Origin of the sequence: Kitasatospora sp. MAP12-44, assembly GCF_029892095.1 — a bacterium.
Lineage (GTDB): Bacteria > Actinomycetota > Actinomycetes > Streptomycetales > Streptomycetaceae > Kitasatospora.
Genome location: NZ_JARZAE010000004.1, coordinates 364,839 through 380,125 on the forward strand (window position 1 = coordinate 364,839; position 15,287 = coordinate 380,125).

Here is a 15,287-nt window from a genome sequence, read left to right on the forward strand (position 1 = left end):
CTCGACGTGACAAGCCGGCCGTTCGTCAGTCAGCCTTGCCCCATGAGCGCACCGGCACTGATCGGCGGATTCGCCGAGCCCGAAGTGAACCGCATCCTGGCCACCGCCTGTCGCCGCGTGGGACTCGACCCGGAAGGCGCCGCCGTCCTCCGCGGCCACACCAACGCCGTCTTCCGCCTACGCACCGCTCCCGTGGTGGCCAAGATCGCCCGGTCCGGCACGCGATCAGCCGACGTCCACCGCACTGTGCGACTCATCGAGTGGCTGACCAGCCTCGACTTCCCCACGGTCTCACTTCACCCGGTCGAGCAGCCCGTCCTCGTTGATGGGCACTCAGTAACCTTCTGGACCTACCTGCCACAGCCCGAGCACCCCGTCACCGCCGAACAGATCGCCGGCCCGCTCCGCACCCTCCACCAACTCCCCCACCCACCCTTCGAGATCCGCCCGCTGGACACCGTCGGCGCCATCCGACGATCAATCGCCACCATCACAGCGCTTCCGTCCGAGGACCTCCAGTACCTCTCCTCCCACCTGGACCACCTGGAGAAGGAGCTGGCCGACCTCCACTTCGCCCTCCCGCCCGCGGTCCTCCAAGGCGACCCACAACACCGGAACGCTCTCCACGATGGCGACCATGCCGTGCTGTGCGACTGGGACACCACAGCCTTCGGCTCCCCCGAGATGGACCTCGTCACCATCGAGATCCACTGCCGCCGCTTCGGCTACGGACCGGCCCACTACGCGGCCTTCGCCAACGCGTACGGCTTCGACGTCACAACCTGGGACGGCTACACGGTCCTGCGGGACCTTCGCGAGCTGCGAATGATCACCACCAACGCCAAGCGCGCGGCCGCTGCCAGCGCCACGCTGGCCGAGGTGACCCGTCGCATCGAGGGGCTCCAGCACGGCGACCACCAGATGCGCTGGAACATTCTGTAGGCGGTCTCACCAAGTTGAGCGCGGCGGCCTGATCGTGCAGGGATGAAACCGCTTGTCCGCAGTCATGGATAGCATCGCGTGATGCGCTGCATCGACAACCGAGACGTCAACGAGGCCGTGACCGAGATGGTGCGAGTACTCGGCCCGCACGACGCACAGGACTGGTCGGTGCCGGCTGGTTCGCTGGAATGGAGCTGCTGGACGACGGCCGCCCATATCGCCCATGACCTGCTGGCCTACGCCGGGCAGCTCGCCGCACGCCCTACCGACGCCTATCTGCCCTTCGACCTCGCCATCCGCGCGGACAGCTCCCCGCGCGAAGTGCTCCAGGTGGTCACGGCGTGCGCAGGGCTGCTCGGGAGTGCACTGGCAACGGCCAGCCCAGAGGTGCGGGCATGGCACTGGGGTCCTTGCGACCCGTCAGGCTTCGCGGCGATGGGTGTAGCTGAAGTCCTGCTGCACACCCATGACATCGCTCAGGGGCTGGGCGTGCCATGGCTGCCCCCGGCGCCGCTCTGCGCGGCGGTGCTCCACCGGCTGTTCCCCGACGCCCCACCCGGCGACCCGGCTCACGTCCTCCTCTGGTGCACCGGCCGGGGCGACCTGGGCGACCGTCCCCGCCCCACCTCATGGGTCTGGCGAGTGGCAGTGGCCGAGCGATCCGACCTGTCGCAGGCAGACTGACCCAGCAGGCCACGGTGGTCGCCAGCCGAAACCCCAGGGAAGTCAGCCCCGTAGCGTGAGCCGATCACCCTGACCGTCCATGCCGTGACCGTCGACGCCCTGCGCGGCGTGGCTGCCGGCGGGCGGCGCCTGCGGGAGAATGGCGGGCATGCGAGTGGCGGTCATGACGGCGGGTTCGCGCGGGGACGTGGCTCCCTATACGGGGCTCGGCCATGCTCTGGTGCGGGCCGGACATCAGGTCACGCTCGTCACCCACACCCGTTTCGCGCCGCTCGCGGCCGCGGCGGGCATGGAGTTCCACGCCCTGCCGGTCGACCCGCTCGCGGAGCTGCAGTCCGCGCGCGGGCAGGCCCTGCACCGCAGCAGCACCGGCGCCGGGAAGCTGCTCCGGGTCATCGCCCTGGCCCGGTCCGCGGTCGACCGAACGACGGACGACCTGCTGCAGGCCGCCCGCACCAGCGACGTCCTGCTGCTGTCCAGCTCGCTCGGCCCGCTCGGCCACACCATCGCCGAGGGACTCGGACTGCCGAGCATCGGCGTGTACCTCCAACCACTCGCCGCCACCGGCGAGTTCGCTCCCCCGGTCACCGGCACCCGTTCCTGGGGACCACTGGGCAACCGGGTGGCCGGACGGGCCGTCAACGCCGCCGTGGACCGTATCTTCGCGGACAGCGTCCGCACCCTGCAGGCCCGCCTCGACCTCCCCCGCCACCGGCCGCGCGCAGCCCGCCGAGCCCGCGAGCGCCAGGACTGGCCGATCTACCACGGCTTCAGCCCCCTCGTGGTCAACCGCCCCCGCGACTGGCGCTCCGGTCTTCGGATCGCCGGCTACTGGTGGCCCCACGACCCGCCCCAGGCACAACTCCCGGACCAGCTGCGCGCCTTCCTGTCCGCCAGCCCGCCACCGGTCTTCGTCGGCCTGGGCAGCGCCACCGTTCCCGATCCCGAGCGGCTGAGCCGGACCATCGTGCGCGCCCTGCGTGCGGCCGGGCTGCGGGGGGTGATCCAGCGCGGCTGGAGCGAACTGTGCTTCGAGGACGACGACATGCTCACCGTCGACGAGGTGCCGCACCAGCTGCTGTTCCCTCACCTGGCCGCAGCCGTCCACCACGCGGGGGCGGGCACCACCGCAGCCGCACTGCGCGCGGGCATCCCCGCCATCCCCCTCCCCGTCCAGTTCGACGCCGCGTTCTGGGCCGCCCGCCTCACCGCCCTGGGCGTCGCACCCGCCGCGATCCCGCTGCGCCGACTCACCGCCCAGGACCTGACCGCGGCTCTCGTCCAGGCCACCACCGACCCGTCCTACACCCGTCGCGCCCAAGCCCTGGCCGCCCGCATCCGTCAGGAGGACGGCGCCGGCCCGGTCGTCGCCGCCGTGGACCGCCTCGGCAACTCCCCAGCACGCCGCACGAGATCGGACTGACACTCCACCGGGCTCGGGAAAAATCGCTGGCGTCGGCGGAGCCTGGGCACAAGGCTCTCCCCGTGAAGCTTCATGAGAACGAGATCCGGGTGGATGAGGCGGTCGTCCGGTCCCTGCTGCGGGAGCAGCGACCGGAATGGGCGGCCCTCCCCATCTCGCCGGCCGGTGCGGGCACGGACAACAGGATGTACCGGCTCGGCGACCAGCTGCTCATCCGGCTGCCGCGCACCCCGGACAACGCGCAGGCCGTACGCAAGGAGCAGACCTGGCTGCCGCGGCTGGCGCCGCATCTCCCCTGCCGCATCCCGGAGCCGGTGCACGACGGTGCTCCGGGTTCCGCGTTTCCGCTCGCCTGGTCGGTGTACCGCTGGATCGACGGCGATGAAGCCGGCCTGGGCTCGGTCACCGACTGGCCCGCCTTCGGGGCCGACCTGGCGACGATCGTGCGGAGCCTGCATTCCACGCCCCTGATGGGAGCCACAGGTCAGGGCGAGCTCAGCTGGTACCGCGGGGGTGACCTGCACGCTTGCGACGAGTGGGTCAGCAGGTGCTTCGACAACTGCCGAACGATCCAGGGCCTCGACCTCAACTTCGATCTCGACTTCGACTTCGACCTCGCGCGGCTACAACACCTGTGGCAGAGCGCGCTCGCCCTGCCCGAGCCGTCCAGCCGCCAGGTGTGGCTCCACGGCGACCTCAGGCCCACCAACCTCCTGGTCCAGCAGGGGAAGCTGCACGCCGTCATCGACTTCGGCAGTCTCTCGGTCGGCTTTCCCGACGCGGAGCACTCGCCGCTGTGGGATCTTCCACCCGGGGCCCGCCAGGCGTACTGGGACACCATGAGCCTCGACGACCTGACGTGGCTTCGCGCCCGGGCATGGGCCATCGCCGTCGGAGTCAGCGGGGTGTCGTACTACTGGGACAGCTATCCCGCCTTCGTCAGCGAATGCCTGTCGCGGCTCCGCGCGATCCTGGAGGCCGCCGACGAGCGGTGAGCCTTCGCCAGCTTCGAACGTGCTGGTTGAAGGCGCTGGACCGATCTGGACAGTCTCCAGTCGACGCTGCGTACAGTGCGACGAGTCGCTGTCGAGGACGCCTCCGCTTGAACTCCAGCCAGTTGGCGGTCTTTGCCCGCATGAGACAGCCGAGGCAGGCTGTCGGGCATGACCTTCACGAAGCGCCGACTCGCCCTGCTCGTCACGGTCCCCGTCCTCACGGCCGCTCTACTGGCCGGTTGCGCAGCGAACGACGCCCGGCAACCGGCTGGATCCCGCAGCACCGCTCCCGCCGCGTCCTCGACTCCCGCCGCCGACGCCGACGCCTTCCAGCAGCTCGAACAGCACTTCGGCGCCCGGCTGGGGGTCTACGCGATGGACACCGGTAGTGGCCGGGAGGTGGCCTACAACGCCGACCAGCGGTTCGCGCACGCCTCGACCTACAAGGCCCTCTCCGTCGGCGTCCTGCTGAGCCGCGCCTCCGAAGCGGACCTGGACAAGGTGGTGACCTACCGCTCCGAGGATCTCCAGGCGTACGCGCCGATCACGTCGCAGCATGTGGCCACGGGCATGCGACTGCGCGACCTGGCCGCCGCTGCCCTCCAGTACAGCGACAACACCGCAGCCAACCTCGTCTCGGACGACCTCGGCGGCCCCGCCGCCCTCCAGCAGGCGCTGCGCGCCTTCGGCGACCCGACCACCAACGTGAACCGCACCGAGCCGACCCTCAACGAGGCGACCCCAGGCGACCCCCGGGACACCAGCACGCCCCGCGCGCTCGCCACCGACCTGCGCCGCTTCGTCCTCGGCGACGCCCTTCCCGGCGACCGGCGGCAGACGCTCACCGACTGGTTGCTCGGCAACACGACCGGCGCCCCCTACATCCGTGCCGGCGTCCCCGCCGGCTGGAAGGTCGCGGACAAGACCGGCAACGGAGGGTACGGCACCCGCAACGACATCGCGGTCCTCTGGCCGGCCGGCGGCGGCAGCCCTGTCGTCATCGCCATCCTGTCCGACCGCGGCAAGGCCGGCGCCACCTCGGACGACGCCCTGATCGCCCAGGCCACCAGGGCCGCCCTGAACGCCCTGAACGCCCTGCACTGAACAGCGTGCTAGGGCCTGTTCTGAGTTCAGATCATGTGGCGGGCCGTAGGCTGCGGAGCCAGATGACGGCGCCGCGTAGGTGGAGTCCGGCGAGGTAGCTGTCGGGGGTCTTGTCATAGCGGGTGGCCAGACCGCGCCACTCCTTGATCTTGTTGATACAGCGCTCGACGGTGTTGCGGTCCTTGTAGAGGTCGGCGTCGTGCGTGACGGGACGGCCGCCGCGCGAGCCCTTCTTCCTGCGGTTGGCGGCCTGGTCGACCTTCTCCGGGATGACGGCCTTGATCCGGCGTCGGCGCAGGTAGGCGCGGTTGGCGCGGGAGGAGTACGCCTTGTCGCCAGCGATCGCGTCCGGGCGGGTGCGGGGCCGGCCCACCGGAACGCGGACCTTGATCCGCTCGATGACCGGGATGAAGCGGGGGCTGTCGGCGGCCTGCCCAGGCGTGAGCACGAAGGACAGCGGCCGACATTGGCGTTCGGCCGCGAGGTGGGTCTTGGTGGTCAGCCCGCCGCGCGAGCGTCCCAGCTCGGCCGCGCGGAGCCGGGCCTTGCGGCGACGGCGGACACGACGGCGTTCCTCGCGAGTCGCGTCGTCCGTCTCGCCGGCCGGGCCGGGCGCCGCCACTACTGGATCGGTTTGCCCCTTTTGTGGAGCCCCTTTTCCTTCGTGGCGGCCTTCTCCAGATCCTGCAGCAACTCCGGGTCGACGACCATCCCGGCCGCGTGGTGGTGCGCGCGGGCGACCGTGGAGTCCACGCTGACCAGGCTGAGATCGACCTGTCCACGGGCTGCGGCCTCGGCGATCATCCCCTCCATCAGCGCCTGGAAGGTCCCCGTGGTCGCCCAGATCTGGAACCGGCCGTAGACGGTCGACCAGGATCCGTAGCGCTCAGGGACGTCCCGCCATGGACTCCCGGTCCGAAACCTCCACATCACCGCATCGAGCTGTCGGCGCAGGTCGGGGATCGGCCCACGCTCGCCCAGCGGCAGGAGCGGCTCCACCAACTCCCATTCGGCATCGCTCAGATCACCACGCGTCACACCGCCGTTCTACCGGGCCGAGACCGTCCGGCGTCGGCGAACCACCAAACCGTGATCTGAACTCAGAACAGGCCCTAGTACGCCAGTGTGACTTCGCGATCTACGTGCTTGAGGGGATGGAGAGTCGCCGTCGGCAGTGGCTGCGACGCAATCCAGCCAGCCAGCGCCTACACACACGCTGCGTCACCACCCGCCGAGCCCGCGACCACCTCCGCACCGCCTAAATTCGAAGACCCACCATAGTTGCCGCCATATCCGCCCCACGATCGTCGTGGCGGCCATCGCCACCGTCGCCGGCGCCATCGCCGCAGCACCCAATACGAACACACCGATCTGCACGTATCGTTTCAGGCGCAGCTCTGCATCATCGGAAGCAGCTCATTGTATGGAGATGTACCGGCCAACGCGATGGGGCCGTTGTACTCAATGAATGACAGGGGAATCTTGCAGTCCGCGCCTTGGCTGATCAGGTACTTAATTACCTGGAGGTCCTGGTCGGTGGCACTAGTCCCGAGCGCCCGCTGGACAATCCAGAACAGCAACGAGCCGACGAATGTTCCCCCTTGGTAACCACCCGTGTAGCCCTTTGGCGCCAGGGGCGTGTTGAACGTCAACGGAAAGATATTGTCCGTGAGCGCCCCCATTAGATAGCTGTCTTGCAATTCTTCATCGACCTTGAACCTGGCTGCTTGAACGGTCTTGACCAAAGCAACGGGATCGCCGTTCTGCTCGCCCTGAAATCCGAAGAGGATAATACTTGCACCCTTGTCAAGGGTCGTTGCAGGCATGCCTGACTCGAGATACAGGGCGACAATGCTGTTCTCGCGGTTGACGATCGCATCGTGGAATCCCGCCACACTATAGGAGCCGGTTTGCTGAACGATCTGTTCCTGGGGGTCGCTGCTCACACTAGGGCCGTAGTACTTATTATTGTTAATATTAGTGGTGCCGCTTCCGCCGCCCACCGCCAACAAAGGGCCGACGATGGCGAAAACGATGGCCACCACGATTCCTAGTACTGCCAAGGTATCTGCGCGCTTCCACTCCTCTCCTGTCCCTAGTGCACGAAGAATCCAAAACCGCTGTCTCCCCTTCCGGGGCTCTGATGGATCCTTCTTCCGCGGCACTGGTGGATCCGTCTCAGCCACAACGCCTCACCTCGCCTCTCACCCAGGCCATAAACTTCACTCTGGCGGACATGAATCGCATGGATAAGGCCGGTGCGACAGCCATATCTCATTACGTTAATCGCCTGGCGCGTACCCCACGTCGCGGGAATGCTCCATCCGGTCTCCGATGCAACGCCACGGCTGCGTCTTGCGTGGCCCGGCGCGGGAGGGAGTGGGCCCCCTTCAGGCCGTCCGAGGCAGGCTCGGACGGCCTCCAGGCGGCTCGAGGCTTACGCTGGCGCCGTCAAGACGTGAGTTTGGTGGCAGAGGGCGGGTTAGTACGCCAGTGTGACTTCGCGATCTACGTGCTTGAGGGAATGGAGAGTCGCCGTCGGTAGTGGCTGCGACGTGCCGAAGCTTGATGGCTTCTGCGCCAGTTCGACCAGTGCAGGAGCGCGTTCAGGGACGTGACCGGCGGGCTGAGCAGTGCGCCGATCAAGCGGCGGATTTCCGGGACGGTCAGGTCAACCGGCTCTCCGCCTCGGGCGGGACGGTTCGGATCCGCAGGTCTGGTCGGCCGCGCGTCGTCGGTGGCCAGGAACGCAAGGGCGAACATAGCAAGGGTGACGTGCCTGTGCCAGGCGGTCCAGTTGCGAACCTGGTAGTGGTCCAGGCCGACCTGACCCTTGGCCGTCTGGAAGCGCTCTAGCGGGGCCCCTTCGCCCCGGAACCGGCGCTCTGCCGCTGCCAGGTCGAGGCAGGCAGCCGGTCGGCGGCCTCGTCCGCGCGGATCAAGGTGCGGCCCTGGTTGATCCGTACCCTGGTCGCGCAGGAGACCGCCAGCACGTAGCCCACCTCGCGGGCCTCCAACCCGGCCCGCAGGCCGGGATCCTGGCCATAGGCCTCATCGCCGGTCACCCACGACGTCCCAACTCCGGCATCCAGAGCCGCCGTGATCATCTGCAGGGCGAGACGGGGCTTGGTCGCGAAGACGACGTCCTCGGGCACTCCGGTCCTGCGGCGCCGTTCGGTGTCCTTGCTCCATGTGTGTTCGGGAAGGTAGAGCCGGCGGTCGATCAACGCCCTTCCCCTGCTGGAGGCATAGGCGAGGAAGACGCCCACCTGGCTGTTCTCGATCCGACCGGCGGTGCCGGTGTATTGCCGCTGGACGCCTACCGAGCCGCGGCCCTTCTTCAGGAATCCGGTCTCGTCCACGATCAGAACACCATCGCCGGTGCCGAGACGATCCACGACGTAGCGGCGGACCTCGTCACGTGCCGCGGCCGCGTCCCAGCGGGCACTGCGCAGCAGCCGCTGCATCGGACCGGGACGATGATGGCCGGCGTGCTCTGCCAGCTGCCAGCAGTTCTTGCGCTCGGTCCCGGGCAACAACCCGAGGAGATAGGCGCGGGCAGTGGCCCGAGGTTCCACCCGCCCGAACAGGCCCGCGATCCGAGCCATGCCGTGGTCGAACAACGCCCGCCATCGATCAGGGTCTACGCTATGGCCCGCGGCCACCGCACGATCTTCAAGAGTCCACACAAACCCTTGATCATCTCGCGGTGGCCGCACGTATCAGGCGTCGTAGTACTCACCGTCGTCGCCCTGAACCCGCGCGCCCAGCGCCTTCGCCATCTCGCCCATCGTCGCGATCACCGCATCGCGCTCGGGTTCTTGGACACGATCCGCCCGGCGTTCCACCACAGCGGAACCACCATGAGGCCGGGATCGGCAGCGACCACCGCTTCCCACACCGCCGCGCTGATGTCCTGGCCCTCTTCATCCCACCAGTTCTCACGGCGGGTGATGTGCACGTCGTAGCCCATGGCCAGCAAGAGTATGCCGCGAGACCGACATGATCGCTAAGTCACACTGGAGTACTAGTCGTGCTGTCTGATGAACCGTTGGTCAGCTGCGGCGACCTGGGCGTGTGGCCCGGTCGCGCGCAGCACGACGTCGAGGACCGCGTCCGGGTCAGCGGCGTAACTGTGGGCGAACCACGGCATGTTGGCCTCCACGACCGCCCACTGCTCGCGTCCGGTGTCCGGGTCCTGGATGAGCCCGACGTCGACGGCCACGGCGCTGGGCAGCGTGTCGCGCGCAGCGGCCAGCAGCGTCTCGGCGAAAGCGCGCACCTGGGTCTCGTTGCCGTCCCCGTCAAGCCGGGCGGTGTCCAGCCGTCCGTACCGGGCGTAGCGGCTGCCGGTCGCGATCTGGCCGTCCAGCACGAACAACCGATACTCGACGGCGAACGTCACGACGTCGGAGAGCAGCACCAACGTGTCGGGGTCGATCCGCTCACCCTGGCGGGGCAGCCGGCTGCCGTCCGCGTAGACCGCCGCGGGGAACTGCTTGTCGCTGGGTGGTTTCGCGAACAGCGGGCGACGCGCGGTCCGTGCCTCGGACAGTGTGGTCAGCTCGATGCAGCGGCCCGTGAACTCCTCCGGCAGCCCGGCGAGCCAGTCGTCGGCGGGCTGCAGCAGCGCCAGATCCAGCCGGCCGCCGATCCGATCGGCCGCGAGCGGCCCGCCGTACCAGTGCACGCATCGGCCGGCCAGCGTCTGCGGGGGCAGCGGCCCGTCCAGCCGCGCGACCTCCAGGCCACGGCGCACGGCGGCTTCGGCGAGCAACACGGTCGTGCCGGTCTGCTGAGCGGGGGTCAGCAGCACCGGCACCGGGCCCGCGTTCACGCGGGCGGCCGGAACTCGTGGACGACCTCGATGGCGCCGATGATGTGCCGGTTGAACTCCGCCAACTCCTCGGCCGGTACCCACAGTTCGAGGATCGTCTCACCGCCCGCCTGGCGAACCGGGTAACGCGCCAGGAACTCGGCGTCGACCTCGAAGCGCGTCACATAACCGACACCGAAAGCCGGCACGTTCCAGTCCCGCGCGATGCGGACCGCGTAGTCCTCGTTCAACACCGGGTAGAAGATGGGCTGCTCGGGCAGGCGCGGCGGCCAGGCCCGCCAGCCGGACGCCTCAACCAGCGCGAGCTCCTCCGGGCCGGTCGGACGCCACAGCGTCGTTGACTGCGCCTGACTCATCGGGCACCTCTCGTTCGGCTGATCATCTGATCAGCCGCCCACCGTAACGGCCGCCCAGCGCCGAGGACGAGCGGATATCCGCAGCCCCGCCATCAGACCCGGCCTTACCCGATCTCAGCCGGCCACCGTCGTGCGGCGGGCGGCCGGCTCCGGGGTGCGCGGGGCCTCGGCGGGGAGGGCCTGGAGGATCTGCCCGACGCTGTGCTTGGCGTCGCCGAAGAGCATGCTGCTGTTCTCGCGGAAGAACAGCGGGTTCTGTACGCCCGCGTACCCGGAGGCCATCGACCGCTTGAAGACGACGACCTGCTCCGCCTCCCACACCCGCAGCACCGGCATGCCGGCGATCGGGCTGGACGGGTCGTCGGTGGCGGCGGGATTGACCGTGTCGTTGGCACCGATGACCAGGACGACCGCGGTGTCGGCGAAGTCGTCGTTGATCTCGTCCATCTCCAGGACGATGTCGTAGGGCACCTTCGCCTCGGCCAGCAGCACGTTCATGTGCCCGGGCAGGCGGCCGGCGACGGGGTGGACGCCGAAGCGGACCTCGACGCCGCGCTCGCGCAGCCGGCGGGTCAGCTCCGCGACCTCGTGCTGCGCCTGCGCCACCGCCATGCCGTAGCCCGGCGCGATGACCACCGACCGGGCCCGGACCAGGAGTTCCGCCGCCTCCTGGGCACGGATCTCGCGGTGCTCGCCCTGCTCCTGCGCCTCGCCCGAGGGGGCTTCGATGCCGAAGCCGCCCGCGATGACCGAGACGAAGGAGCGGTTCATCGCCTTGCACATGATGTACGACAGGTAGGCGCCCGAGGAGCCGACCAGCGCGCCGGTGACGATGAGCAGGTTGTTGTCGAGCAGGAACCCGGCGGCCGCCGCGGCCCAGCCGGAGTAGCTGTTGAGCATGGAGACGACCACGGGCATGTCGCCGCCGCCGATCGAGGCGACCAGATGCCAGCCCAGCGCGAGCGCGAGCACGGTGACCGCGACCATCAGCGCGAGGTCGGGGGTGGCGGTGAACCAGATCGTCAGGGCCACGAAGGCGGCCAGCGCGCCGATGTTGAGCGCGTTCTTGCCGGGCAGCGTCAGCGGGCGCGAGGGGATCCGGGCGGACAGCTTGAGGAAGGCGACGATGGAGCCGGTGAAGGTGACCGCCCCGATGAAGATGCCGATGAAGACCTCGGCGTGGTGGATACCCAGCAGGTCGGCGGCGATGCGGGTCTGCGCCGAGCCGTGCGACTCGACCTCCAGGTAGCTGTCCCAGCCGACCAGCACCGCGGCGAGGCCGACGAAACTGTGCAGGACGGCGATGAGTTCGGGCATCTGCGTCATCTCGACCTGCCGCGCCCGCCACAGGCCGATCGCCGCGCCCAGCGCCATCGCGAGAACGATCAGGGCGGCCGCGCCGGCCGCGATGCTCTGGGCCGCCACCACGACCGTGGCGACCAGGGCGAGGGCCATGCCGGCGATCCCGTAGACGACGCCGGCGCGGGAGGTGCGGTGCTGGGACAGGCCGGCCAGGCTGAGGATGAACAGCAGCGCCGCGACCAGATCGGCGGCGTGGGAGGCTGTGGTGGACGTCATCGGGGCTCAGCGCCTTTCCGGGGCGGGGGCGGGGGCGGGGGCGGTCGAGAACATGTTCAGCATGCGGCGGGTGACGGCGAAACCGCCGAAGATGTTCACACTCGTCAGCAGGATCGCCACGAAGGACAGGACCGTGACGACCACGCTCTCGTGCCCGATCTGCAGCAGGGCACCGATCACCACGATCCCGGAGATCGCGTTGGTCACCGACATCAGCGGGGTGTGCAGGGCGTGGTGGACCTTGCCGATGACGTAGTAGCCGATGACCACCGCGAGCGCGAACACCGTGAAGTTCTCGGCGAGTTGGGCCGGGGCGAAGGCGACGGTCGCGAACATCGCCAGCATGCCGGCGCCGATCAGGCCGAAGCGGGCCGCCGGAGTGAGCCGGGACTGCTTCGGCTGCACGGCCGGTGCGGCCGCGGCAGGCTGCGCGGCGGGGGCGGCGGAGACCGCCACGGGTGGCGGCGGCCAGGTGATCTCCCCCACTCGCACCACGGTCACCGCCCGTTGGACCACGTCGTCGAAGTCGAGGGCCAACTGCCCGTCCTTGCCGGGCGTCAGCAGCTTCAGCAGGTTGACCAGGTTGGTGCCGAACAGCTGGGAGGCCTGGGCGGGCAGCCGGGCCGCGAGGTCGGTGTAGCCGATGATGGTGACGCCGTTGCCGGTGACCACCGCGCGCCCCGGCACGGTGCCCTCGACGTTGCCGCCCTGCACGGCGGCCATGTCGACGATGACGCTGCCGGACTTCATCGCCGCCACGTCCTCGGCGGTGAGCAGGCGCGGAGCGGGACGGCCGGGAATGAGCGCGGTGGTGATGACGATGTCCACCTCCCGCGCCTGCTCGCGGTAGAGCTCGGCGGCCGCGCGGTCGTAGTCGGCGGAGGTCGCCCGGGCGTAGCCGTCCGTACCGGCCTCCTGGGCGACCTGGACGGCGAGGTACTCACCACCCACCGACCTGACCTGGTCGGCGACTTCGGGCCGGGGGTCGGTCGCGCGGACGATCGCGCCCAGGCTGGAGGCGGCGCCGATGGCGGCGAGCCCGGCCACGCCGGCGCCGGCCACCAGGACCTTCGCCGGGGGGACCTTGCCCGCGGCCGTCACCTGGCCGGTGAAGAAGCGCCCGAAGACGTGAGCCGCCTCGATCACCGCCCGGTACCCGGCGATGTTCGCCATCGAGCTGAGCACGTCCATCGACTGCGCCCGCGAGATCCGCGGCACCGCGTCCAGCGCCAGTGCCGTGACCGGACGCGAGGACAGCGCCTCAAGGAGTTCGGGCCGCTGGGCCGGGGCGAGCAAGCCGACCACGGTCGCGCCATCACTCAACCGGGCGATCTCCCCGGTCGACGGGGCGTTGACCTTCAGGACGGCGTCGGCCGACCAGGCGTCGCCGATGCTCGCGCCGGCCTCGGCGTAGGCGTCGTCGGTGAAGCCGGAGGCCGAGCCGGCCCCGGACTCGACGACCACCTCGTAGCCGAGTGCGAGCAGCCCGCCCACGGTCGACGGGGTGGCCGCGACGCGGGTCTCTCCTGGGGTGGACTCGGTGACCACACCGATGCGCTGAGGGGGTTGGTGCGTGGAGCCGGGTACGGACATCTCTGGTGGCTCTCTCTCGTCGCAGGACAGCAGCTGAGGACAGGAGCTGAGGACGGGGGATCTGAGGACGGGGATCTGTGGTCCGCAATCGTCCTCCCCTTGGCCGCTGGAACCTACACGGCCGGGCCGGGCCGGCGCAGGGGTCGGAGCCGTGACATGTTTCACCACAACTCGGGCCTGCCGAGCGGGTATGACTATCTGATAGGGCTGCGTCAGCTCGCCCGGGCCTGCCCGATCACTGCTCGCGCAGGTCCCTGACCCGGCGGATCTTGCCGACTGAGCGTTCCAGTGTCTCGGGGTCGACGATCGCGACCTCGACGCTCACCCCGACGCTGTCCTTGACGCCCCTGCCGATCGCCCGGGCGGCGGCCTCGCGCTGCTCGGGCCCGAGCGCCGCGGAGCGCGCCTCGACCTGGACCGTCAGGTGGTCCATCCGGCCGCGTCGGGTCAGCTGGATCTGGAAGTGCGGCGCGACGCCGGGGGTGCGCAGCACGATCTCCTCGATCTGGCTGGGGAAGAGGTTCACCCCGCGCAGGATGATCATGTCGTCGCAGCGGCCGGTGATCTTCTCGATCCGGCGGAAGGCGGGCCTGGCGGTGCCCGGCAGCAAGCGGGTCAGGTCGCGGGTCCGGTAGCGGATGATCGGCAGCGCCTCCTTGGTGAGCGAGGTGAACACCAGTTCACCACCGTCACCGTCGGCCAGCGCCTCGCCCGTGATCGGGTCGACGACCTCGGGGTAGAAGTGGTCCTCCCAGACGTGCAGGCCGTCCTTGGTCTCCACGCACTCCTGGGCGACGCCGGGGCCGATCACCTCGGACAGGCCGTAGATGTCCACCGCGTGGATGTCCATCCGCTCCTCGATCTCACGGCGCATCTCCTCGGTCCAGGGCTCGGCACCGAAGATGCCGACCCTCAGCGAGGTCGAGCGCGGGTCGACGCCCTGGCGCTCGAACTCGTCGAGCAGGGTGAGCAGATAGGAGGGGGTGATCATGATGATCTCGGGCTCGAAGTCCCGGATGATCTGCACCTGGCGTGCGGTCATGCCGCCCGAGGCGGGGATCACCAGGCAGCCGGCCCGCTCGGCGCCGTAGTGGGCGCCGAGGCCGCCGGTGAACAGCCCGTAGCCGTAACTGATGTGCACCTTGTGCCCGGGGCGGCCGCCGGCGGCGCGGATCGAGCGGGCGACCACGTCGGCCCACATCGAGAGGTCGCGGTCGGTGTAGCCGACCACTACGGGACGTCCCGTGGTGCCGCTGGAGGCGTGCAAGCGCCGGACCTGGTCCATGGGCACGGCGAACATGCCGAAGGGGTAGGTGTCGCGCAGGTCGGCCTTGGTGGTGAAGGGGAACCTGGCCACGTCCGCCAGGCTGCGGCAGTCGGCGGGCGTGACCCCGGCCTCGTCGAACTTCCTGCGGTACAGCTCGACGTGGTCGTACGCGTGCCGCAGGGACGCCTGGAGGCGGGCGAGTTGGAGATCCCGGAGCTCCGCGCGGGACATCCGCTCGGCGTCGTCGAGCAGCTCCGCGGGCAGGGGCTCCCCCAGGCGGGCTCGCGGGGACGCCTGCCACTTCGGTTCACTGCTGCTCATCGCGCCCCTGCCTTGCTCGCCGCCCTGGCACCCCGCCGCGCTGGCACCCTGGCACCCTGGCACCTTGGCACCTTGGCACCTTGGTACCTTGGCACCAACCGAACATTCGGTCATCCTGCGGCAAGGTCAAGTAACCCAGCAACGCCACGGCACGTCAAGGCTGGGACCCGCGCGGCGCCGCGGAACG

General features: G+C 69.6%; 12 protein-coding genes and 2 pseudogenes. 5 read left to right on the forward strand and 9 right to left on the reverse strand.

Going from position 1 to position 15,287, the window contains the following annotated elements; all coding sequences use genetic code 11:
- Nucleotides 1-42 precede the first annotated feature (42 nt).
- The 5 genes from P3T34_RS02765 (at nucleotide 43) to bla (ending at nucleotide 5,148) form a co-directional block, all read left to right on the forward strand.
- Nucleotides 43-942 (forward strand): aminoglycoside phosphotransferase family protein, encoded by a 900-nt coding sequence (locus tag P3T34_RS02765; RefSeq protein WP_280664346.1) that lies wholly within the window; start codon nucleotides 43-45, stop codon nucleotides 940-942.
- A gap of 81 nt (nucleotides 943-1,023) precedes the next feature.
- Nucleotides 1,024-1,626 (forward strand): maleylpyruvate isomerase N-terminal domain-containing protein, encoded by a 603-nt coding sequence (locus tag P3T34_RS02770; protein WP_280664347.1) that lies wholly within the window; start codon nucleotides 1,024-1,026, stop codon nucleotides 1,624-1,626.
- A gap of 148 nt (nucleotides 1,627-1,774) precedes the next feature.
- Nucleotides 1,775-3,049 carry a glycosyltransferase gene (locus P3T34_RS02775; RefSeq protein WP_280664348.1) on the forward strand — a complete coding sequence of 425 codons (1,275 nt, stop codon included), beginning with the start codon at nucleotides 1,775-1,777 and terminating at the stop codon, nucleotides 3,047-3,049.
- A gap of 62 nt (nucleotides 3,050-3,111) precedes the next feature.
- Nucleotides 3,112-4,044 (forward strand): aminoglycoside phosphotransferase family protein, encoded by a 933-nt coding sequence (locus P3T34_RS02780; protein ID WP_280664349.1) that lies wholly within the window; start codon nucleotides 3,112-3,114, stop codon nucleotides 4,042-4,044.
- A 168-nt stretch (nucleotides 4,045-4,212) separates the two neighbouring features.
- A complete protein-coding gene (gene bla, locus P3T34_RS02785; RefSeq protein WP_280664350.1) occupies nucleotides 4,213-5,148 on the forward strand; it encodes a class A beta-lactamase in 936 nt (311 codons plus the stop codon).
- A 31-nt stretch (nucleotides 5,149-5,179) separates the two neighbouring features.
- Here the strand turns inward: bla and P3T34_RS02790 are convergent.
- From P3T34_RS02790 to paaK, 9 genes and pseudogenes are all read right to left on the reverse strand, one after another.
- Nucleotides 5,180-6,186, reverse strand: a pseudogene (locus tag P3T34_RS02790) (IS5 family transposase).
- A gap of 347 nt (nucleotides 6,187-6,533) precedes the next feature.
- Nucleotides 6,534-7,190 (reverse strand): hypothetical protein, encoded by a 657-nt coding sequence (locus P3T34_RS02795; protein ID WP_280664351.1) that lies wholly within the window; start codon nucleotides 7,188-7,190, stop codon nucleotides 6,534-6,536.
- Between the two features lie 697 nt (nucleotides 7,191-7,887).
- Nucleotides 7,888-8,756 (reverse strand): annotated as a pseudogene (locus tag P3T34_RS02800) (IS701 family transposase); the annotation flags it as partial.
- A 191-nt stretch (nucleotides 8,757-8,947) separates the two neighbouring features.
- Nucleotides 8,948-9,121 (reverse strand): hypothetical protein, encoded by a 174-nt coding sequence (locus P3T34_RS02805; protein ID WP_280664352.1) that lies wholly within the window; start codon nucleotides 9,119-9,121, stop codon nucleotides 8,948-8,950.
- 54 nt (nucleotides 9,122-9,175) lie between these two features.
- Entirely contained in the window at nucleotides 9,176-9,985 is an 810-nt protein-coding gene (locus P3T34_RS02810) for an ATP-grasp domain-containing protein (protein ID WP_280664353.1), read from the reverse strand.
- Complete coding sequence (locus P3T34_RS02815; RefSeq protein WP_280664354.1) at nucleotides 9,982-10,341, reverse strand: hypothetical protein; 360 nt, start codon at nucleotides 10,339-10,341, stop codon at nucleotides 9,982-9,984. Before P3T34_RS02815 ends, P3T34_RS02810 begins: the two co-directional genes overlap by 4 nt.
- 114 nt (nucleotides 10,342-10,455) lie before the next feature.
- A complete protein-coding gene (pntB, locus tag P3T34_RS02820) occupies nucleotides 10,456-11,919 on the reverse strand; it encodes a Re/Si-specific NAD(P)(+) transhydrogenase subunit beta (RefSeq protein WP_280664355.1) in 1,464 nt (487 codons plus the stop codon).
- Between the two features lie 6 nt (nucleotides 11,920-11,925).
- Complete coding sequence (locus P3T34_RS02825; RefSeq protein WP_280664356.1) at nucleotides 11,926-13,512, reverse strand: Re/Si-specific NAD(P)(+) transhydrogenase subunit alpha; 1,587 nt, start codon at nucleotides 13,510-13,512, stop codon at nucleotides 11,926-11,928.
- Between the two features lie 235 nt (nucleotides 13,513-13,747).
- Nucleotides 13,748-15,100 carry a phenylacetate--CoA ligase PaaK gene (paaK, locus tag P3T34_RS02830; RefSeq protein WP_280664357.1) on the reverse strand — a complete coding sequence of 451 codons (1,353 nt, stop codon included), beginning with the start codon at nucleotides 15,098-15,100 and terminating at the stop codon, nucleotides 13,748-13,750.
- Between the last annotated feature and the right edge of the window lie 187 nt (nucleotides 15,101-15,287).